The organism is Alteromonas alvinellae (assembly GCF_902705805.1).
Genome location: NZ_CACSIH010000219.1, coordinates 26,338 through 46,466 on the forward strand (window position 1 = coordinate 26,338; position 20,129 = coordinate 46,466).

At 45.2% G+C, this 20,129-nt stretch carries 18 protein-coding genes; 5 read left to right on the forward strand and 13 right to left on the reverse strand.

Features of this window, described 5'->3' with window-relative positions:
- Positions 1–44: 44 nt before the first annotated feature.
- The 3 genes from ACX5KA_RS16595 to efp all read right to left on the reverse strand — a co-directional run bounded on the left by ACX5KA_RS16595 (position 45) and on the right by efp (position 4,283).
- A complete protein-coding gene (locus ACX5KA_RS16595) occupies positions 45–2,483 on the reverse strand; it encodes a TonB-dependent receptor (RefSeq protein ID WP_334059141.1) in 2,439 nt (812 codons plus the stop codon).
- A gap of 176 nt (positions 2,484–2,659) precedes the next feature.
- A complete protein-coding gene (gene epmA / locus ACX5KA_RS16600) occupies positions 2,660–3,649 on the reverse strand; it encodes an elongation factor P--(R)-beta-lysine ligase (RefSeq protein ID WP_458731717.1) in 990 nt (329 codons plus the stop codon).
- A 64-nt stretch (positions 3,650–3,713) separates the two neighbouring features.
- Positions 3,714–4,283 carry an elongation factor P gene (efp, locus tag ACX5KA_RS16605; RefSeq protein WP_014975647.1) on the reverse strand — a complete coding sequence of 190 codons (570 nt, stop codon included), beginning with the start codon at positions 4,281–4,283 and terminating at the stop codon, positions 3,714–3,716.
- Between the two features lie 36 nt (positions 4,284–4,319).
- Between efp and epmB the strand changes: the two genes are divergently transcribed.
- Complete coding sequence (epmB, locus tag ACX5KA_RS16610; protein ID WP_458731691.1) at positions 4,320–5,345, forward strand: EF-P beta-lysylation protein EpmB; 1,026 nt, start codon at positions 4,320–4,322, stop codon at positions 5,343–5,345.
- A 1-nt stretch (position 5,346) separates the two neighbouring features.
- On the opposite strand, the gene ACX5KA_RS16615 is transcribed toward epmB, so the two are convergent.
- Entirely contained in the window at positions 5,347–5,538 is a 192-nt protein-coding gene (locus ACX5KA_RS16615) for a hypothetical protein (RefSeq protein ID WP_044556911.1), read from the reverse strand.
- Positions 5,539–5,815: 277 nt separating this feature from the next.
- Between ACX5KA_RS16615 and ACX5KA_RS16620 the strand changes: the two genes are divergently transcribed.
- Entirely contained in the window at positions 5,816–6,148 is a 333-nt protein-coding gene (locus ACX5KA_RS16620) for a hypothetical protein (RefSeq protein ID WP_136780429.1), read from the forward strand.
- A gap of 98 nt (positions 6,149–6,246) precedes the next feature.
- Here the strand turns inward: ACX5KA_RS16620 and ACX5KA_RS16625 are convergent, their stop codons facing one another.
- Together ACX5KA_RS16625 and ACX5KA_RS16630 are read right to left on the reverse strand one after the other, a co-directional pair.
- Positions 6,247–7,542: a hypothetical protein gene (locus ACX5KA_RS16625; protein WP_458731692.1), complete on the reverse strand. Its 1,296-nt coding sequence runs from the start codon at positions 7,540–7,542 to the stop codon at positions 6,247–6,249.
- A gap of 178 nt (positions 7,543–7,720) precedes the next feature.
- On the reverse strand, positions 7,721–8,422 hold the full coding sequence (locus ACX5KA_RS16630; protein ID WP_348670847.1) for an HAD family phosphatase: 702 nt from the start codon (positions 8,420–8,422) through the stop codon (positions 7,721–7,723).
- Positions 8,423–8,634: 212 nt separating this feature from the next.
- Here ACX5KA_RS16630 and ACX5KA_RS16635 point away from each other — a divergent pair, with 212 nt between their 5' ends.
- Positions 8,635–9,309, forward strand: a complete 675-nt coding sequence (locus ACX5KA_RS16635; RefSeq protein WP_458731693.1) for a hypothetical protein — start codon at positions 8,635–8,637, stop codon at positions 9,307–9,309.
- A gap of 78 nt (positions 9,310–9,387) precedes the next feature.
- On the opposite strand, the gene parE is transcribed toward ACX5KA_RS16635, so the two are convergent.
- The 5 genes from parE to nudF all read right to left on the reverse strand — a co-directional run bounded on the left by parE (position 9,388) and on the right by nudF (position 14,004).
- Entirely contained in the window at positions 9,388–11,283 is a 1,896-nt protein-coding gene (parE, locus tag ACX5KA_RS16640; RefSeq protein WP_014997265.1) for a DNA topoisomerase IV subunit B, read from the reverse strand.
- Between the two features lie 126 nt (positions 11,284–11,409).
- Entirely contained in the window at positions 11,410–11,991 is a 582-nt protein-coding gene (locus tag ACX5KA_RS16645; RefSeq protein WP_168477079.1) for a YqiA/YcfP family alpha/beta fold hydrolase, read from the reverse strand.
- A 119-nt stretch (positions 11,992–12,110) separates the two neighbouring features.
- Entirely contained in the window at positions 12,111–12,944 is an 834-nt protein-coding gene (locus ACX5KA_RS16650) for a metallophosphoesterase (RefSeq protein WP_334059143.1), read from the reverse strand.
- Positions 12,941–13,381, reverse strand: coding sequence for a DUF1249 domain-containing protein (locus tag ACX5KA_RS16655; protein WP_014975631.1), 441 nt, complete (start codon positions 13,379–13,381; stop codon positions 12,941–12,943). The genes ACX5KA_RS16650 and ACX5KA_RS16655 overlap by 4 nt, the downstream gene beginning before the upstream one ends.
- Positions 13,378–14,004: an ADP-ribose diphosphatase gene (gene nudF, locus ACX5KA_RS16660; protein WP_049587314.1), complete on the reverse strand. Its 627-nt coding sequence runs from the start codon at positions 14,002–14,004 to the stop codon at positions 13,378–13,380. Before nudF ends, ACX5KA_RS16655 begins: the two co-directional genes overlap by 4 nt.
- 295 nt (positions 14,005–14,299) lie before the next feature.
- Here nudF and tolC point away from each other — a divergent pair, with 295 nt between their 5' ends.
- Positions 14,300–15,673 (forward strand): outer membrane channel protein TolC, encoded by a 1,374-nt coding sequence (tolC, locus tag ACX5KA_RS16665; protein ID WP_458731694.1) that lies wholly within the window; start codon positions 14,300–14,302, stop codon positions 15,671–15,673.
- A gap of 189 nt (positions 15,674–15,862) precedes the next feature.
- Here the strand turns inward: tolC and ACX5KA_RS16670 are convergent, their stop codons facing one another.
- Complete coding sequence (locus tag ACX5KA_RS16670) at positions 15,863–16,015, reverse strand: hypothetical protein (RefSeq protein WP_167334069.1); 153 nt, start codon at positions 16,013–16,015, stop codon at positions 15,863–15,865.
- Positions 16,016–16,201: 186 nt separating this feature from the next.
- Here ACX5KA_RS16670 and ACX5KA_RS16675 point away from each other — a divergent pair, with 186 nt between their 5' ends.
- Positions 16,202–17,056: an ion transporter gene (locus ACX5KA_RS16675; protein WP_334059146.1), complete on the forward strand. Its 855-nt coding sequence runs from the start codon at positions 16,202–16,204 to the stop codon at positions 17,054–17,056.
- Between the two features lie 207 nt (positions 17,057–17,263).
- Here the strand turns inward: ACX5KA_RS16675 and prsT are convergent, their stop codons facing one another.
- The gene (gene prsT, locus ACX5KA_RS16680; RefSeq protein ID WP_458731695.1) at positions 17,264–20,038 is read right to left on the reverse strand and encodes an XrtA/PEP-CTERM system TPR-repeat protein PrsT; all 2,775 of its coding nucleotides are present in this window, start codon (positions 20,036–20,038) and stop codon (positions 17,264–17,266) included.
- Between the last annotated feature and the right edge of the window lie 91 nt (positions 20,039–20,129).

The following is a 20,129-nucleotide window of genomic DNA, read 5'->3' on the forward strand; positions in this document are numbered from 1 at the left end:
GAGCCCCAATACATCGCCTTGTATACCGCAGTGGAGTTGTTTAATTAAAACAACGCTCTCACACCCATAGTAAAGTTTCTACCTGGAAGCGGTGCTTGGTCTTTTAAGAAAGATGTATGAACACGGGCTTCCTCGTCAGTTAGGTTTTCACCGCGCGCAAACACTACCCAGTCAATGCCCTGTGTGCCAAATTCATATTGCACGCTTGCGTTAACCAAGATGTAACCGTCGGTTGCAGTCTCAAATGACGCAACGTCGTTTTGGTCGTCGTACCACGTAAAGCCCACGTCAGCACTTAAACCATCGTTCACGTAGCTTAATTCACTACCAAAGCGCATAGGCGGCGTGCGCGGAAGGTTGTCGTCTTCTATTTCTGCGCGGATATAGTCACCAAATACGGTTAAACGTAGCGTGTCTGATAAATCAACGTAAGTTTCTGCTTCGAAGCCCCAAATGTCAGCGTCAGCTTGTTGGAAGTAATAGATAGGCAAGCCTTCTTCATCGCCGTGTTCATCATGTCCATGTTCTTCGTGCTCGCTTTCTAATCCTTCCTCTTCGTGCTCATCGTGTTCTTCGTGCTCGCTGAGCGCAATTAAGCCTGTGCTTGTTTGGAAGATATAGTCATCTGCCTGATTGTAGAAGAAAGACGCACTATAGCCCCAGCTACCGGTAAACTTACGGAAAGTAATATCTAGGTTGGTACTAACTTCTTCTTTTACGCCTTTAAGTGTTTCTTCGATATGGCCTTCTTCATCCATATCAAATACTAAACCCACTTCGTAGCTTTGGGTTGCTAAATGCTGGCCAGCAGAGAAAAGTTCTTGCTGACTAGGCGCACGCTCACTGCGTGACAACGTAACGGCAACCGAGTGACCTTCCTGGTATTCCCAGTTAGCGCCCGCTGAAAGCGATAGGCTGGTAAAGTCGTAGTCAGGGAAGTTGAAAGCAACAGCATGCTCCTCGCCTTCATGCTCATCATGCAATACGTCAAGTTCCACTTCGCTGGCATCAGCATCTAATGTCGTTCGCTCTAGTCGGCCACCAAGCTCAAAGGTTACATTACCTACTTTCTTTTGTTCTATAAGATAAAGTGCGTAGCTCGATGTAGTATTAGCTGGGGTAAAGGCTTCTTCGCCCACGGCATTGTAATCGCTATGATTAAACTGTAGCCCGAATACGCCGTGCCAGCCGTTCACTTCTTCGTGATAAGCAGACAGGCGAATGTCGCTCGATTCATTTGTGAATACCGTGCCTGGCTCACCGTCTTCAATCTCAGCATGTTCGTAATCGGTGTAAGCTGCGGCAAATTTAAGGTTAGTTATTCCTTCAAAGGGTGAATGCCACTCACCGGCTGCTTGATAACGGGTCATATCTACATCAAGTAACACGCCTTCTTCAGCGTGTTCTTCATGATCATGTTCTTCAAGATCGTGGTCTTCGCCCTCATGCTCTTCCTCACCATGAGCATGGCTATAGCCAGGTACGCCATATTTGTTGTCGAGTTGTTCCACAGCGAAACCGAAGTAGCCTTCTTCGGCCACGTAAGATAAACCTGCAACGACGTTACGCGTCTCCATTGCGCTGCTTTCTAGCACACCGTTTGGTTCATCCTCATCGGGATCGATAGACGCAAAGCCCGGAATATCCGCGTTATCTGTATCGCGATAAAATCCGTCGACATGCCATGCAATATTGCCACTGCCACCCGTTACATCTGCACGGGTATACGAGCCGTTATTCACTGTGCTATAGCTAGTTTCAGCTTCGCCTTCTACGCCGTCTATCTGATACTGAGGAATACGTTTGTCAACCACGTTCACCACACCACCAATAGCGCCACTACCGTATTGAAGCGTTGCAGGACCGCGAAGTACTTCCACCTGCGTTGCACTTGAAAGTGTGGTGGCGACATTGTGATCTGGACTTACTCGAGATACATCAGATACATCCAAACCGTTTTGAACAATCTTTACGCGCGGGCCATCGTTACCGCGAATAACTGGGCTGCTTGAAACTGGGCCAAAATAAGTGCTGTGCACACCAGGCGCGTTTTTGAGGGTTTCGCCTAAAGTTGGCGCTTCTATCTTACGTAATTTTTCCGCACCAATTACGGTAACTGGCGTAACAGATTCCAGTACTGATGATTGAAGCGCATTGGCGGTAACTACGATATTTTCGACGGATGCAGGCTTTAAAACGAAGTCTACATTTTGATCCGTATTTACGTCGCCTAAGTCGTTATCACCATGAATGTAGTTTGAAGAATAAACATGTAAATGAATATGTGGCTGCTTTACATCATCAAATCGATAAATACCATTTGCATCGGTGTATGCTACACGGCGACTGCCTTCGATTTTTACTTCAGCCCCTGCAACAGGTTGGCCTGCCGTGTCGGTGACTTTTCCCGTTACTGTGGTGGCATACACAGGCGCACTTAACAGCCCCGCTATGGACAAACTTAGCAGCGAACGCATTTTCATGGGTATTCCTCTGAGGATGTTATAACATTATCTAGTGATGTTATAACATTTTATCCATTACCCATTGCTTGTCAACCGCTACTTTACTCACTTAATCTTATGTTTTTGCAATTTAATCGGACGCCCTACTGAAACCCAGGGTTTAAGAAATTCATAGCTTATTGGGCACGAAGGTACTAAGCCCTACTCACTGTGAAATTGATCACTTCTTGAATATGCTTCGCATTGATTTTAAGCATTAACAGCCTGTCGATGCCCAGCGCCACACCGGCACAGGCAGGCAAACCTGCATCAAGTGCACTTAAGAAGTTCTCATCAATAGGCTTAGTGGGAAGGCCATGTTCTTCGCGCTTTCTGTTATCCGTTTCAAAACGCAGTCGCTGCTCTTGTGCTGCACTGAGCTCATTAAACCCATTGGCGAGTTCAGCGCCTTGGTAATACACCTCAAAGCGTTCGGCAACCCGTTCATCAGCGGAGCTTAGCTTGGCAAGCGCCGCTTGAGAAGCAGGGAAATCGTAGATGAAGCACGGTTTTTCGTTACCGATTTTAGGTTCGATTACATAGCTGAATAACAATTGTAACTTGCTGTCATAGCTTAGATTTTGCGGCGCATGAATATCTATGTTCTGCTCTTTCATTGCCTTTAGCAAAACGTCGTTATCAGCACTTAATGGGTCAATTTTTAAATAGGTTTGAAAAGCTTGCTGATAGGTCATCTTATCGGCCGAGGCCGTGTTTAAGGTTTCTTGCAGCAAGGCGTCAACCTCGTCCATTAGCGCAAAATGATCAAAACCTAAGCGGTACCACTCTAGCATGGTAAACTCAGGGTTGTGCCAGCGGCCTTCCCCTTCATGGCGAAACGCTTTACACACTTGATAAATACTACCGCTGTCAGCGCACAGTAACCGCTTCATAGCATATTCAGGGGAAGTTTGAAGATACAGCGTAGTTGGCTTACCGGATGAGGCAAAATTGAATTGTGTATCAAACGCATCTAAATGCTCATCGGTAACCGTACCGTTTGAAAGTAAAGGCGTATCGACCTCTAACACGTTTCTTGCGTAAAAAAACTCACGGATTGTTCTGAGTAATTCTGCTCGCGCAACACGGGCTTCATGAGTGGTAGTAGGCTGCCAAGATTGCATGTATTCAAACCTAAGAAGAATAGCTAAAACAAAAAACCGGCACACAAAGGCACCGGCTTTACACGTAAACAGAATGTCTCAGATATTATTTTTGTGCGCGAGACACGTATTCGCCAGAGCGCGTATCTACACGGATAACTTCGCCTGTTTGAACGAATAGAGGAACGCGAACAACTGCACCAGTGCTAAGCGTTGCTGGCTTACCGCCTGTACCCGCTGTATCACCTTTAAGACCAGGATCAGTTTCAGTGATCTCTAGCTCAACAAAGTTTGGTGGCGTAACCGTGATAGGTGAACCGTTCCACAATGTAATGGTACAAACGTCGTTTTCTACCAACCACTTTTTATTCTCACCCACTGCTTTTTCGTCTGCAGCGATTTGTTCGAATGTATCGTTGTTCATAAAGTGGTAGAATTCGCCGTCGGTGTACAAGTAGGCAAGCTCCGTATCCATTACGTCAGCGCCTTCTACTGATTCACCTGAGCGGAAAGTTTTCTCTAAAACTTTACCTGAAATAAGCTTGCGGATTTTTACGCGGTTAAACGCTTGGCCCTTACCCGGCTTTACGTATTCGTTTTCTAGAATGTTGCAAGGTTCGCCGTCCAGCATGATTTTCAGGCCGCCTTTGAACTCGTTAGTGCTGTAATTAGCCATAATTCCTCTGTCTAAACATAAGGTACAAAAAGTTTCGTGGAACAAATAATACCTAAAAAACCGATTTCTGTAGAGCATAACTGGCAAAAAGAATTAGCAAGTAGCTTTACCGATCCTGCAAAGCTGTTGCAACACTTAGGTTTAGACCAAGAAAAATACGCCCAACACATTAAAGCGCGTCGACTTTTTCCTATGCGTGTTCCACGACATTTTGTGGATCTGATGGAGAAAGGCAATCCACACGACCCGCTTTTTTTACAAGTCATGCCGCTCAGCGATGAATTCCTAACATCACCCGGTTATAGCGAAGACCCGTTAGACGAGCACGACACCGCAGGCAAAGGCATACTGCACAAATACGATTCTCGCGTGTTGTTAATGGTTCGCACCGGCTGTGCAGTAAACTGCCGGTACTGTTTTCGCCGCCATTTTCCTTACGCCGACAATGCGGTAAGTAAGCACCAATGGCTTGATGTGCTTGAATACCTTCGCAGTAATAACAAAATTAATGAGGTGATTTTTTCAGGTGGCGACCCACTGATGGCGAAAGATGATTATTTGTCGTGGTTAGCCAACGAAATTGCCGCCATTCCCCATATAAAGCGCCTGCGTATTCATAGCCGCCTCCCCGTGGTACTGCCAGAACGAATTAGCCATGACTTTGTTGAATGGTTTACCGCATTGCCGCTTCAAAAAGTATTGGTGCTGCATGCAAACCACGCAAATGAGATGTCAGAAACGCTAAAATCCCGATTAAACACATTACGAGAAAGAGGTGTGACCCTGCTCAATCAGTCGGTATTGCTAAAAGGTGTGAACGATTCAGGTGATGCAATTAGTGATTTAAGTGAAACCTTGTTTGAGGCTGGTGTTCTGCCCTATTACTTACACGTGTTAGATAAAGTGCAGGGTGCAAGTCATTTTTATGTGAGTGATGATGAAGGTCGCCAGATTATGGAAGAAGCGATAAAGCGTCTGCCGGGCTTCTTGGTGCCAAAACTGGTGAGAGAAATTGGCGGTCAACCCGGCAAAACGCCTATCGACTTAAAGTTGCATCCCTAACTTACGCGAAGGTATCGACGTTGGCGCCTAACGCGGGGTTTGAAGATGACGATTTTGGTACGTCAGAAGCTGATTCCAGCAACTGAAGCGACGCTTGTCCCTCTTGCTCTTGTTGGCTTTTAGCCAACTTAAGAGAGGCCAACTCAAGTGACGCACCGGACGTTCCAGAGGCACTAGTACCTTGTAGATCCATACCATTTTCCTTTGTTGCTTGTAGCAAAGTAAAAAAATGGGCAGAATTGCCCACCCTTACGGCGTGTTGTCCTTTACATAAACAGCGAGCGGTTTAATTACCCGCAGACCATGTAATTTACAACTGACTACAGGTTATCGGCCTTGAAAGGCGAAACTTTAACCATTATTTACCGTTATACATTTGCCGCAGCGTAAACAATAGCTGCGCAGTATATGAACATTGAGTGTGCGGCTAGCACGTACACCGGATTACATTAGAAACAAAAGGCATGACCATGCAACAGAGCCAAGAGATGCAAGCTGTCCATCAACAACTTCAAGAAACACTTCAAACGCTGCACCGCAAAGCCGTTGATGCCGACCAAATACTAGATAGTTTACAGCGCGATCAAAAAGGTAAGTTTGCAGCCGTATTCGCAGATGACAGCGGCTTTAACACATCAGCCAAGCGTTTTGGCCCGTATGTACAAGAAATTGCGAACGACTGGCAATCGCTAAAGGAACTGGATGAAGATGCGGCCAAACAAGCTCTAGCGCCATTAGTAAAAAAAATAGAGTTGGCGCTTGTGACCATTGGGCAATTTCAGCAGTCGTTGTCTAAAAGCTAGTACGCACGAATATAGATATGAAAAGGAAAGCCCGCTTTTTTCGCGGGCTTTATTGTATTTCCTGCTTTCTTACAGCGCACTCTTCCACGCCTTACTGATTATTTTTGATAAAGCGGCAACAAACCAATTCTACGCTTAATTTCCTGTACTTCTTTCAAATAGGCTTCACTGTCTACCCGCTGATACTGCTCGGTAAATACTTGCTTACTTAAACCTTCAGGCAGCCCCTCTATAGGTGGGATAATTTCAAGTTCACTTTGAATGCGCGCCATAGCGTTTTGTACATCCATCGCGGTGCTTGGATGGGTAGCAACCTTTGCAAATTCAGTACCCGACATATCTGCCGCTAAGTCTACAAAACTATAGCCCGAACCACCGTTGCCCCGGTCCATTAGTTCTTTAAACTCGCCAATTGCTAAGGACATACCTTGTTCAGCCATTAACTCTAATGCAGCAGAAATAATGAAGTGACGAGCCAAATCGTTGCGTTTGTGCAGCACAGCACCTCTGCGAGGCTTTAACGCCTTTTCGGAATCTGGCTGTATGTCGCCCACCAGAGCCCCAACACGATGATGCCCAACGTAAACCGCTAAAGCGAGGATTACCGCATTATTATGCAGTACTGCATCATCAGGGGATTGGCTTTGCTCTCTCGCTCGTGCCATCCCTTCGCGCAAGTATTCAATAAGGGATACAGGTTTACTTGATAAGGCTATTTCTCTGCCAGACAAATAACGTAAATAGTACGCAGATAACTGCTGAAGCTCGGTCTGTTCGCTTACCGACATATTCGACGCCACCACGTTTAACTCGCTTAGCAGCTCATCTAATCGCCCGACATCTAAAGTAAGCTCACCGCTTCGCATGGTTACACGTTCCACCCTCGATAACGCAATGGTGGCTATTTTTGATTGCGTATAAGAGTTCACCGTACGCTCTAAAAACCCAAGTAAAAAACGACCCGGAATGGTTAAGTCACCAACTTGGACTTGCTCTATACGCAAGCTATCTCCAGGCAGCACTAGCGCTGACGCATTTACGTAATACCCCGTATTGTTGATAGCGTAAGTGACATTAATGGTTCCCGCCACCGGCGTAATATTCACTACGCCCTTAAAATCAGGTAAAGCACGCTGTAACACACCCACTAAGCTTTCGACTTGGGTTTCGGTGAGCGTAACTTGATGCCCCTCTTCTCGGCGGGAAAACGCCTGTTGCAGCTGACCGAGGAGTTCATTAACGCTATCAGCACCATCTAGCTGCGTGGGCGCTGTCGATGCGACTAATGGCGCTTTTTGCACAGCCATAACCGTAATCGTAGCAACGCTTACTACAAGCAGAACAACAATGATGGCAAGAGTAATCAAAAGCCATTTTACGCTACGCAAAATCATGAGAAATCAGCTGTACCTGTCATTACAATGAATAAGAAATAAGTTAGCGCCTCTGGCGTTCTTTGCTGTAAAACAAAGAAAGTTACGCCCTAACGTGCTGGTTATACTACGTTATCTATTTTCGCGCCACCAGTGACAAGTGGCACGACAAGTCGGCAATTAACCTCCACCGCATTCGCTAAAAAACGAGTTCGCAGTCCACCCAGTCTTTCAAGCTTTTATACCCCACTGTGGCACCAGACAAGTCATGATGTTTCGACAAATCCGTGGGTATCACAACGCAGGCTAGGTTTGCAGCAAGTGCTGCTGTCATGCCGGTTTGCGTGTCTTCAATTGCCACACATTCACCTGGTATTTTTCCTAGCTTGTCCATTGCAAGCGCGTAACAATCAGGTGCTGGTTTGCTGTTTTCGACATCTTCCACGGCAACCACGCAAGAAATATAAGCACTTAAACCATACTGAGATAAGGTTTTCTCCACCGACTTTTTACTTCCCCCTGTCACAATCCCAATGGTGTAACCTTTGTTTGCACAATGTTCAATGGTTTCTTTAGCAAACGGCATTAAGGGAAAAGCTTGCTTATCTAAGTAGTCGCTAATGCTTTTGTGTTTTTGCTGTGCTAGCTGCTGCGGCGCTATACTAATATTAAAATGTTCGACGAGATCGACAGCATTTTGCTTTACAGGAATACCCGCCATCACTTCACAATAAAAATCCTCGCTCAGTTCAACATCGTACTTCAGCAAAATGTCTTTCCACAGGTCAAAATGTACGGATTCTGAGTCAATAAGGGTACCGTCGTGATCAAATAACAGCGTTGTGGTTTTATCGCTTACCGCTAACTGGCGGGTTGATGAAGAAACTGAGTGCAATGCCAAAATAAACCTCCTTGCTAGTTCAATACCGGTTTTGAAAACATATTGGGTGTCATCGATACCGAAAAAACGATAACACCTTTAGCTCCTGCTGCAGTGCTTTGTTAATAGTGATTGTTTGCATGCCATATGTCAGAACATGCCAGAACAGTGCCAGTCCTGTGATACACTAGGGCATTCACGAGCTAGAACATTTTCAACGTGGAGCAAATTGGGTGCTTTACCACATACTAGGCTTTGCCAGTGCCGCGCTGTTTTTACTGACATGGTTAGGATTATGGTCACAAATTAAGGCCATGACGCGCTTTCACGTGCCCGTTTCTAGCGAAAGTGACGATGCTAACCACAGTCTGTCACTTAACCAGTTTGGCTCTAGCTATTTTGCCTTTTTCTCAATTTTCCTATTTGGCATTTCGGTAGAGCCTTTCAACCATTACTTGGTGTGGACACGATTTGGCGCGCTCATACTTACTCTCATTATCATTTGGAAAATATGGCAACACAGGCGCACTACAATTTCAGGTTACGTTGCCGCTGTTGCCCTGCTAGCTCTCATTGGCGGCACACTTTCCATTGCATTTCGCCCCTTCCCAATTCTTGCTCAGCTTGGCGCAAACACCTTAATGCTGGTCGTAACCGTCATCTTATTTCAAGGGTCTCTGCATCAATGGCTTGTACTGCAGCGCAGACAAAAAGTAGGCTCTCTGTCATTTTCGTTGTTTCGCAATATCTTGATAAAAGACGTTAGCACTTTACTGTTTGGGCTAACAATGCCATTAAGCCAAAGCTGGCCGCTGCTTATCTTAAATGGTACGAGCGTAATTATGCGCGGAAGTATTTTGTTGCAGATGCACAAACTAAAACGCCGAGAACTTCCCGTGTCAGGGTAGTTTCTCGGCGTTTCAACATTAAACTATTAAGCAGAGTGTTCTGCACACGCTTCTGTGCACAAACATTAAAGTGGCGTGTTACAGTACCACTTCAGCCATATTACCTTTACTTTCGAGCCATATTTTACGGTCGCCAGAACGCTTCTTAGCAAGCAGCATGTCCATCAGCTCCATCATTTCTTCAGCGTCTTCAATGGTCAGCTGAACAAGTCGACGGGTATTCGGATCCATGGTTGTTTCGCGAAGCTGTAGCGGGTTCATTTCACCCAAGCCTTTAAAGCGCTGTACGTTGACTTTACCGCGTTTTTTCTCCGCTTCAATTCGGTCAAGGATGCCCTGCTTCTCGCCTTCATCTAGCGCGTAGTACACTTCTTTGCCTACATCTATTCTAAATAGCGGCGGCATAGCAACATACACATGGCCTTGCTCTACCAAGGTTCTGAAGTGACGAACAAAGAGCGCACATAATAAGGTAGCAATGTGTAGCCCATCAGAGTCAGCATCGGCAAGAATACAAATTTTACCGTAGCGTAAACCAGACAGGTCGGTTGAATCTGGGTCGATACCCAGCGCAACTGAAATATCGTGAATTTCCTGTGATGCCAGCACTTGAGAAGAGTCGACTTCCCAGCTATTCAGGATTTTACCGCGCAGCGGCATAATTGCCTGAAACTCTCGGTCTCGCGCTTGCTTGGCCGAGCCCCCCGCCGAGTCACCCTCTACTAAAAACAGTTCAGAGTAAGAAATATCTTGCGATGAGCAGTCGGTCAGTTTGCCTGGAAGTGCAGGCCCTTGAGTGACCTTTTTACGCGCAACTTTTTTGGTTTGACGCAGACGGCGCTGTGCATTGTTGATACACATTTCAGCAAGCGCTTCAGCAATTTCAGTGTGTTGGTTTAACCAAAGGCTGAATGCGTCTTTCACTACACCTGATACAAACGCACTGGCCTGACGTGAAGACAGGCGCTCTTTAGTCTGCCCGGCAAACTGTGGGTCCTGCATCTTAGTCGACAGGATATAAGCACAGCGGTCCCAAATATCATCAGGCGATAACTTAACGCCACGGGGCATTAAGTTTCTAAATTCGCAGAATTCGCGCATTGACTCCAGTAAGCCTTGGCGCAACCCATTGACGTGTGTACCGCCTTGCGCTGTAGGAATAAGGTTAACGTAGCTTTCCGTTACCAAATCTCCACCTTCAGGCAACCACATTACAGCCCAATCGGCGGCTTCTGTATTGCCGCTGAATGTACCCACAAACGGCGTGTCAGACGGTAAGGTTTCAAACTCTTCTACCGCTTGGTAGAGGTAGTCTTTAAGGCCATCTTCGTAATACCACTCTTGGCTTTCTTTGGTAATCTTGTTGTCGAAACGAATGCGCAGACCCGGGCTTAACACCGCTTTAGCGCGCAAGTTGTGCACAAGTCGGCTGGCTGAGAATTTTGCCGAGTCGAAATATTGCGGGTCAGGCCAGAAGTGAACACGGGTGCCTGTATTGCGTTTACCGCAGGTATCGATTACTTGTAAGTCTTCGACTTTGTCGCCGTTTTCAAAGGCAATTTGGTATACGTTACTGTCTCGTCGAATAGTCACTTCTACGCGGGTTGAAAGCGCGTTAACTACCGAGATCCCTACCCCGTGAAGACCACCAGAAAAGGCATAGTTTTTGTTTGAAAACTTACCACCTGCGTGAAGTTTACATAGAATAAGCTCTACGCCTGATATTCCCTCTTCAGGGTGAATATCTACCGGCATACCACGACCATCGTCGATAACTTCTAACGATTGGTCTTCATGCAAAATTACTTTGATATTAGAGGCATGCCCAGCAAGCGCTTCATCCACACTGTTATCGATGACTTCCTGACCCAAATGATTCGGGCGGGTAGTGTCGGTATACATACCAGGGCGGCGTTTTACGGGGTCGAGGCCGTTTAAAACCTCGATAGCATCTGAATTGTATTGATTTGACATAGTTATGGTTGTTATTTAAGCCAGCGACAAAGAAAGAGATACGCAGCACTAAGGTTAGCTATATAGTATAGCGCCGCACAGCAATATGTTTGATGTTAGCAGGGCTAGTAAAGACTGGCAATGCGCTTATTTCAGCAAAAACTCGGCAATAGCAGGCAAGTGATTTTCGTAGCCTACAAAGCTGTGATCGCCACCCTCTTCAATAACCAGGTGACTTTGCGCGTACTTTTCTTCAGCCAAACGGTAATCCAACGTTTCATCTTCTGTCTGAAGCAACACTTTGTAACTGTTTGGTTCTTTGATTGACGCTGCCTCTAACGCTTGAATTACCCCTATATCGCTTTCAACTATTTCAAACTTTTCCTTGCTGTAAGGATTTTCATGAGTGCCGATAAAGCCTTGCAACAGCTCGTAGGGGCGAACTGCAGGGTTAATTAACACCGCTTTGCCTCCAAATTTTTCAAGCAAAAACGTAGAGAGATAGCCCCCCATTGAACTACCTATAAGCTTCAGCCCGTTTTCAAGCAGAGCTGGAGTGTTCTCAATAAGTGAAATTAGCTGGCCTTCTACTTTACTGGGGAAATTAGACAGCTCTGGAATATGTAGGGTAACGTTTGCGTGATGCTGCTCAAAATACGCTTTTGTGGCTTGCGCCTTAATGGATTTCGGCGAACTTAAAAAGCCGTGAAGATATAAAATGTGCTGCATGTTTTTCTCTATTCTGTGTTCTCTGTTTCTATATTTAATATGGACTCGATGAGAGTTCAAAACTGTTCTTAACGCCAAATACTTCCAAAACAGCCACGCTTAAGCAAAGAGCGCGAAAGCTAAACCCGAACAACCTTAACGCCCACCGAGCCACCATCCATTAAGCTCATCACCTGATACCCTGGCGCTTCATTGCTAACACCGAATTCGGGACGCATTTCCCATTGCCAACAGGTAGATGGGCTTGCGTAAGAAAGCGTTTTGTTCACTCCTATTTGCTGGCGCAATGGCGAATGCACATGGCCGTGAATGACAGCTTTCACTTGTGGATGTTCGTCTATTAACGCGGCTATCTGTTGCCCGTTAGCTAACGAGTGCTTATCCATCCAACTGTTTGAAGGCAATATGTGGTGATGAAGTGCAACGAGATGATTGGCCTGTGGTGACCTAATTAGCGCTTGTTCTAGCGCCTGTATATCGCTTTCTTTTACTTCCCCGGCTGCCGTTTGCTTATTGGTTATAGCGCGGGTATCCAGGCCGTGTATTTGCCAATTGGGAAAGCTTATCGGGTCATTGCTCTTTAAATGACGGCTGCTAAGATATTTTTCAAAGTACGGATTATTATCGTGGTTACCCGCCAGCACAAACCATTCTATATTTGCTGGCTCAATATATTGCTCCATCAATGCGATAAAATGCTCGTAGCTCTCAGGTGAATTATCGCCACTAATATCCCCAGTCACTAGCACAAGTACTTGGTGCTTTGCTCTCTGTTCTGGCTCGCTGGCAGCTCTTTGAGCAACGTGATTTTTAATATAAGCGCTATCAACAACATATTCTCGAACGCTACTGAGCACGCGTGCTAGCGATTTATAGGGCGCTATACCCGCATATCCCGTTTTATTTTTATCTTTCAGTAAGTGGCAATCACTGAGTTGTATAAGTGTAATCACGCTTCAGAGGTAACATTTGAGGAGTGTTGCAAACAGAAGTTTAGCCACTCAGCTAAAAAGATGTTCACCATATGCTTTTCGTTGCGCTGGCGCATCTTTAAGTTCGGATACTCGTAAGAGGGTTCGAGCGCTCCCGTATTTTGGCTATTGATAACCTCCGCCATGCGAGCGTCGTGATATAGGCGCACCGTCATACTAGGCGTTAAGTAAGACGGCATGTCTTTAGTGGTTTGCTTAATACTTAATGTACTGGTGTAGCGAGCAGACTCCACAATGCGTATTTCATAAGACAGGCCCACTCCTACCGAAAATTCATAGCTCAAATCTTCCGTATCGCAATCAGGCAAAATTCTTAGAACATGGGAGTAGTTCAGTTCGCAAAGCGCCTGCATGGAAGGAAGATGAGGTACATATTTTCGTTGGTTGCGTTGAGTCACGATGTCTGCCACTGCTCCAGAAGTTGTGTTTTGTGCATAAAGAACCATTGTAGCGCAATTACCGCTGCGGCGTTGTCAATATGGCCATTCTCCAACCATTCAAGGGCTGTGTTCTCTTTAATGCGATGCACTTTAATATCTTCAGACTCACTTTCCAGGCCGTGCACACCATGCGCTTGGCTAGCGTCGGTCTTTGCAATAAAAATATGTAATCTTTCTGTGGTCCCGCCCGGACTAGACAAATAGCTCAATGCTTTCGTTAATTTATCTAACGTGATACCCGCCTCTTCCATAGACTCTCTATGGCATACCGCTTCAGGTGTTTCACCTTCATCAATCATGCCAGCAATAATTTCTATCAACCAAGGGCTTGAAGATGTGGCTAATGCCCCAATTCTTACTTGCTCGATTAGCACAAACTCTTGAAGAACTGGATCGTAAGGCAAAACGCCTACTGCATGACCGCGTTCAAATATTTCTCGCGTGACGGTATCACTCCACTCTCCATTAAAACACTTGTGCTTAAATTGATACTGATTCATGGTAAAGAAACCACGATACACTGGCTTAATGTCAGTGATTTCGACGTCATTTGAGGTAAATGAAAGGAATTCCTTGCTCATTTGCTGACACTTATGGTTCAAATAGATTTATCATACATAGTACATTTACACACCAACCATGTATATGCGTTAAAAATGCATAACGGGGTGTGAGCGAATAACAGAAAATCATATTACAAGTCGTCTATTACTATAATAATTGCGTGGGTAGATCACATATTCTGTTACAGTTAATCAAATACTGTTACGAGTTTGGACTTTCGGTTTGTGGTTGAATTTTCATACACTTGGTTTTATTAAGTCGTCCCTTAGAGCGAATGACGACGCAACTTGAACACAACAGGAAGACGTAAGCATGAAACGAACACTTCTGTCGCTGGTTATCGGAGTTTCGATGACAACGGGTGCGCTGGCCGATGACCTTATGCAGGTATATCAACAAGCACTGGCGAACGACCCATTGGTAAACCAAGCGAAAGCGCAACGTGATGCAGCGTTTGAAGGGATTAGTATTAGCCGCGCAAACCTTCTACCACAGATATCTGGCTCGGTAGGCTATACAACTTCTACAGCTGAACGTGCACAAACGTTAGGTGCTAATGCTGATGACCTTCAAATTGTGGTATTTGAAACAGACGTAGACACTATCGATTATGGTTTGCAGGTACAAATGTCACTTTACGACCACGCAAACTGGCTAGGGCTGGATCGCGCTGAAAAAGTGGCCGAGCAAAGCGACGCCCAGCTTGCCGCTAGCATGCAAGACGTTATTGTGCGTACGGTTACTGCTTATTTTGACGTACTACGTGCACGTGACAATGTTGAATTTGTGGGCGCTGAAAAACGTGCCATTGAGCGCCAGTTAGAACAAACTCGCCAGCGTTTTGAAGTGGGTTTAACGGCTATTACTGACGTACACGAAGCTCAGGCCAATTACGACAGCACGGTGGCGCAGGAAATCCAAGCAAAGAACCAGCTTGAATTTGCTCTTGAAGCGCTTCGCGTAATTACAGGTAAATATCACGATCGTTTGTTTGGGCTAAACACAGAGAATTTTGCCGCAACTATGCCTGTGCCAGCGGCTGTCGATGAGTGGCTAGAAACTGCGCAGGATAAAAACTTAGCACTTCTGGTTGACAGACTTGCTATGGATATCGCGAAAGAAGATATTTCAATTGCGCGCTCGGGTCACTTACCTACCCTTGGTTTAACAGCTAACGCATCGCGAAGCAAAGACGATATTTCAAACCCGTTCTTACAGTTTGAAACACCTTATCTTGATAGTCAGTCAGTTGCGGTTCAATTGAATGTGCCTATCTATCAAGGCTCTCGCGTTTCATCGCAAACCGACCAAGCTAAGTTTAACTATGTTGCAGCAAGCCAAGCAGCTGAACAGACTTATCGTCAAACTGTGCAGTCTATTCGCAGCTCGTTTAACAATGTAAAAGCGTCAATCTCAACGATTCGTGCTTTAGAGCAGTCAGTGGTCTCAGCAGACAGCGCCCTTAAAGCAACAGAAGCAGGTTTTGATGTAGGTACACGTACCATTGTTGACGTGCTAGACAGCACACGTAACCTGTTCGATGCACGTCGTAACCTTGCGGGCGCACGCTATGACTTTATTCAGTCAGTCATTACGCTTAAGCAAGCGGCTGGAACCCTTACCGGGGAAGACGTAGCCATGATTAACCGCGGTCTTAAACCTGTAGAAAAGAGTAGCAACGAATAGGATGTGATATAGCGCAAGACCAGCGCTTAAACACCACATAGGAAGGGTGGCCACTGGCTGCCCTTTTTTGTACCTAATACCAATTCGCGCAGATAATTGCCCACTCAGAAGGCCCTGGCAAGTTTCCTAGTGAAGCGTGTAAATGCCAGAAATGGTATGATAAATCTTTGTTAGCATTGAAGTGAATGACTATTTGGCGCAAGAGAATTTTTGCAAAACGCTCAGCAATTGCCGGTATTCATCACATAAGGCTTCTGCATTTTGTTTAGTCATTACAAAACTAGATAAACGCGCTGAAACAGCACGTAATTTTTCTTGCAACAGCCGTAACTCATCATCCATGATTATGCCCTTTAAATTTTTCTATCTTTGATGATGCTATATATGCAGGACAAAAGGCTTTAAAACCACCTTTTCGCCCCTACATTGTGGCACATAATATGTGCAAACAACGACTTTAGTATAACGCCAAGTTGGTCTACGACAAGCCTCTTGGCCTATTGTTTTTTTCTTGAGTGATAAATAAAAATGCAAGCCTCTGAACTACAAAATAAATTTGAGCGCATAAGAGCAAATAAATGGTTTGAAGCCTTTGTTATCAGCGTTATCGTTATTTCAGCGCTCCTTGTCGGTGCTAAGACCTATGAGCTTCCTGCTGGAATGTCGTCTGTTACTTTGTTTCTAGACTGGTTCATCAGCGCGTTTTTCTTAACTGAGATTACCATTCGATTTTTAGCGGAAAAGAAAAAGCGTTATTTTTTCAAGAGCTTCTGGAACTGGTTCGACACACTCATTGTAATAATCAGCCTAATTCCGGCAGACGATACCGAGCTTGCTCTCATAGCCCGTTTGGTTAGGGTATTCCGTGTACTTCGTATGATTTCAATCATTCCGGAGCTAAGAATATTACTTGTGTCGTTAGTTAAAGCTTTACCCCAGCTAGGCTACGTCATGCTGCTAATGTTTATTATCTTTTATATCTATGCCGCGGTGGGCAGTACACTATTTGAAACTATTAATCCTGTACTGTGGGGCGATATTACTATCTCTATGCTGACACTCTTTAGGATCATGACCTTTGAAGATTGGACCGATGTGATGTACGAAACCCAAGAGGTGTACTCACTAAGCTGGATTTTCTACTTAACCTTTATCTTCTTTACCGCATTCGCCTTCCTTAATATGGTTATTGGCATTGTGGTAAACGTGATGGAAAGAGAAAACGAAAAAGCAAGGGCAGAAAAAGAAGCCGCTTTACTTGAAGAGCAAATTGCACAGGGTCACGTAGAGCCTACGTTGCATGATATTTTAAAAGAGCTGCGCGAACTTAGGGCTCAAGTTGCAGCTCAAGGCAACAAAGAATACGTGAACAAAGCTGACTAACAAGCTTGGCAGAAACTTTTTTGCCAAAGCCTTTATAGTGGATGCCGTGTTTTAATACCAATCCGCATTTCTCGCGCTCTGGGCATTCACACGGAAAAAGTTGAATGCGTAGACAAACCGAAGGCCACAATAAGTGGCCTTCGTTCGTGTTTAGCTTTTGTAACGCAATAAAGCAAGTCCACTAGCTCGCTGCTCGTTGAATTAGCATTACACCCCGTATTGCTGCTTAAGGCTTTCGGCTCTTTGTTTTGCCGCTTCAGAGGTGAACTCTCTGCTTGCTAAGCGTCGCTGTGCTAACGCTTTTTTATCAAGTTCAAGCAACAAGGCCACGTGATTTAAATACACCTCATCATTAGCAATGGGGGCTGTTGAAATTTGTTCATAGAGCTTCAAAGCTTCAGTTTTTTGGCCCTTGGCAATATAAATTTGAGCAAGGGTATCCACGGCATCAGCATTTTCTCGCTGCAGCGATACAGCCTTCTTCGCCAGCTCTTCAGCTCGCTTCAGTTTTTTATCTTCAAATGCTAAATAAGCCAGGTTGTTAAGTACCACGAAATTATCGGGAGTTTTGGTAAGTATAAGCTCGTAGGTATCAATGGCTGCGGCTCTATCTTTTCCTATTTGACGCTCAGCTAACAACATTGCACTTTGAACGTCGTTATTGTGCGTATTTACGTGCTTTTGTAGAAAGCTAAACGCTTGCTCTTTTTTACCTGACATTTCAAGGGCAGCAACAAGCAGCAAAGCATTGTCTGAGTTTGAAGTAGCATCATAAGCTGCTTTAGCGTGTTCAACCGCCTGCTCAGGCGCCTTATCTATAAGGTGTAGACGCGCAATAACGCCCCTTACGAACGGCAGCGACTTAACCTCCTCAGACACATTATTGATAATCTCCCATGCCGGTTTTGATTGACCAAGACGGCTATAAAAATACGCTTTCAAAAGCGTTAGCTGAGCGTCTGGGCGCTTAGACAACACCTTGTTTGTTAACTCTAAACCTTGCTTGAATTGCTTTTGTGAGTCGACAATAAGCAGCTTACCCAACACCGCATTTTTATCTTGTGGATAAAATGATAACCAGCGATCAAAGAAAGCCGTTGCGTCGTTAACATTATTGCTCGCAATAAGTGCCTGACCTTTTAAGTTCCAAAAAGCCTGAGGTGATGACTCGTCACCTTCAACAGCATTCAATAATGAAACCGTTTTATCTAGCTGGTTATTAAGCGAGTACATTCTTGCTAGTAAAAGGCGTAGGTTTACGTCGCTCTTGTTCTCATTAAATTGTGTCTGTGCATGATTAATTACAGCATCTGCATTTCCCTTGTCCATCGCTAGCGCAAACCATAACGCCAGCGCTTGAACGTCCGAGGGATTCTTATCTATGAAGGTGCGAATGAACGCTTCCGCATTGTCTTTTTTGCCTTCAGCAACAAGTAGCTTAGTTCTAGAATACGTGATCTCATTACCCGCATCATCAAGCGCACTCGCTTTGTCGAAATATTGTGCCGCTTCTTGGTATGCCCCTTCTGCCGTTGCAATGTTCCCCAAATAAATCAGGGGCGCCGCAGTCTGTGGTGAAGCCTCATGCCACTCTTTTGCAGCACTTTTTGCTTTTTCCAGCTGATTCGTCGCTATGTAGGCACGCAGTAAGGTTGCCTGTGAGGTGACGGACTCAGGTGCTTGTTCAACCGCTTGTTCGAGGTTTACTAAACCATCGATGTCATTTAATGAAAGCTGTAAAACCCCTAAACGCGATAAGTCTTCGGCTGTAGTGCTCACCCCTTCTGATTTTTCTACCATTTGCTGAGCACCAATGACGTTGCCTTCTCTTAGCAACTGATAGCTGGCTTTCGAAAACAGGGCCGCATCAACACCCTGCTCACCTTCGACTCTTGCTAACACTTCAAGCGCCTCATCGTTTTCACCTAGTTGAAGCATGCTGTCGGCTAGCATTCGAAGGCCAGGGTGATTATCAGGCAAGCTAGACGCCACCATAGTTAAGTGGCGCTGGGCCGCCTCGAAGTCTTGAATTTGATACGCACTAAAACCCGCAACCAAACGCACAACCTGATCGCTCCTACCGTTTTGAACGGCAATTTCCAAGTGTTCAAGGGCTTTCGCGTAATTTTCGTTGGCTGACTCAATAATGCCTTTAAAAGTATTTAGCAGCGGATGGTTTTCGTTCAGCACCAACAAGTCATCGACAATAGGCTGAGCGTTATCAAGATCTCTTATCTCAATAAGAAGCGCGGCATACGCAAATTTGCTGGTAACGTCATCAGGAAACTGGCTAACATAAACGCCATATACTTCTGCAGCTTTTTCTGGTTCGCCATTTTGCAGGTAAATTTTGGCAAGCTGTTGCAATACGTCTTTGTTGGTCGGCGCTTGCTCACGCAACGCTTCTGTTGCGGCTAATGCACCTTCCATATCGTTTTCTAGTACGAAGGCATAACTATCAATAAGGCCCTTGTAAACAGAACTTGTATCTAGGGTAGAAAGATCGGCAAGAAGCGCTTGCGCCTCTTCTTTTTTACCAAGCTGCATCAGTGCTTGAAGCTTATAAAAGCCTACTTCTGCTGATTCAACCGCGGTCATTCCTTCTGCGCGATAGTCTACTTCAGCGAGGGCATTTTCTGCTCCTGACTGTTGATAAGCCAAAGATAACAATGGAATAACTTGGCTAACGGGATGACCTAAATCCATTGCCTTGTTAAGTTCTTTTTCTGCCGCCACATAATTGTTTTGTTGTAGGTACAGTTTTCCTAGCTCAAAGCGAGGTTCTGCCGCAGTAGGACCTTTTTGAATAGCGTTTTTGTATTCAACGATGGCCGCATCAAGCTGCTGTTGAGAGGCATAGTTTCGTGCATCAGCCAAATGGCTTTCCATCGACTTCTCGCTACACCCTGACAAAATTGCACTGGTTAACATAACTGCTAACGTGGTGCGTTTAATTAATTTATTAGTTCTCTGCTTTGTCATTGTAATTCCTTGCCCTTCCTCAGATTTTTGTCGTCACATTCCTGCTCTTTGTCAAAAGCACTGACTAAACTGCTCATTATTTCATCTAATT

Bases quoted from the DNA above. Each gene is read 5' to 3' on its own strand.
- tolC (WP_458731694.1), top strand. From the start codon at position 14,300: ATGAAACGAACACTTCTGTCGCTGGTTATCGGAGTTTCGATGACAACG.
- ACX5KA_RS16595 (WP_334059141.1), bottom strand. From the start codon at position 2,483: ATGAAAATGCGTTCGCTGCTAAGTTTGTCCATAGCGGGGCTGTTAAGT.
- ACX5KA_RS16620 (WP_136780429.1), top strand. From the start codon at position 5,816: ATGCAACAGAGCCAAGAGATGCAAGCTGTCCATCAACAACTTCAAGAA.
- ACX5KA_RS16670 (WP_167334069.1), bottom strand. From the start codon at position 16,015: ATGGATGATGAGTTACGGCTGTTGCAAGAAAAATTACGTGCTGTTTCA.
- parE (WP_014997265.1), bottom strand. From the start codon at position 11,283: ATGTCAAATCAATACAATTCAGATGCTATCGAGGTTTTAAACGGCCTC.
- efp (WP_014975647.1), bottom strand. From the start codon at position 4,283: ATGGCTAATTACAGCACTAACGAGTTCAAAGGCGGCCTGAAAATCATG.
- ACX5KA_RS16615 (WP_044556911.1), bottom strand. From the start codon at position 5,538: ATGGATCTACAAGGTACTAGTGCCTCTGGAACGTCCGGTGCGTCACTT.
- ACX5KA_RS16675 (WP_334059146.1), top strand. From the start codon at position 16,202: ATGCAAGCCTCTGAACTACAAAATAAATTTGAGCGCATAAGAGCAAAT.
- ACX5KA_RS16625 (WP_458731692.1), bottom strand. From the start codon at position 7,542: ATGATTTTGCGTAGCGTAAAATGGCTTTTGATTACTCTTGCCATCATT.
- nudF (WP_049587314.1), bottom strand. From the start codon at position 14,004: ATGAGCAAGGAATTCCTTTCATTTACCTCAAATGACGTCGAAATCACT.
- prsT (WP_458731695.1), bottom strand. From the start codon at position 20,038: ATGACAAAGCAGAGAACTAATAAATTAATTAAACGCACCACGTTAGCA.
- ACX5KA_RS16645 (WP_168477079.1), bottom strand. From the start codon at position 11,991: ATGCAGCACATTTTATATCTTCACGGCTTTTTAAGTTCGCCGAAATCC.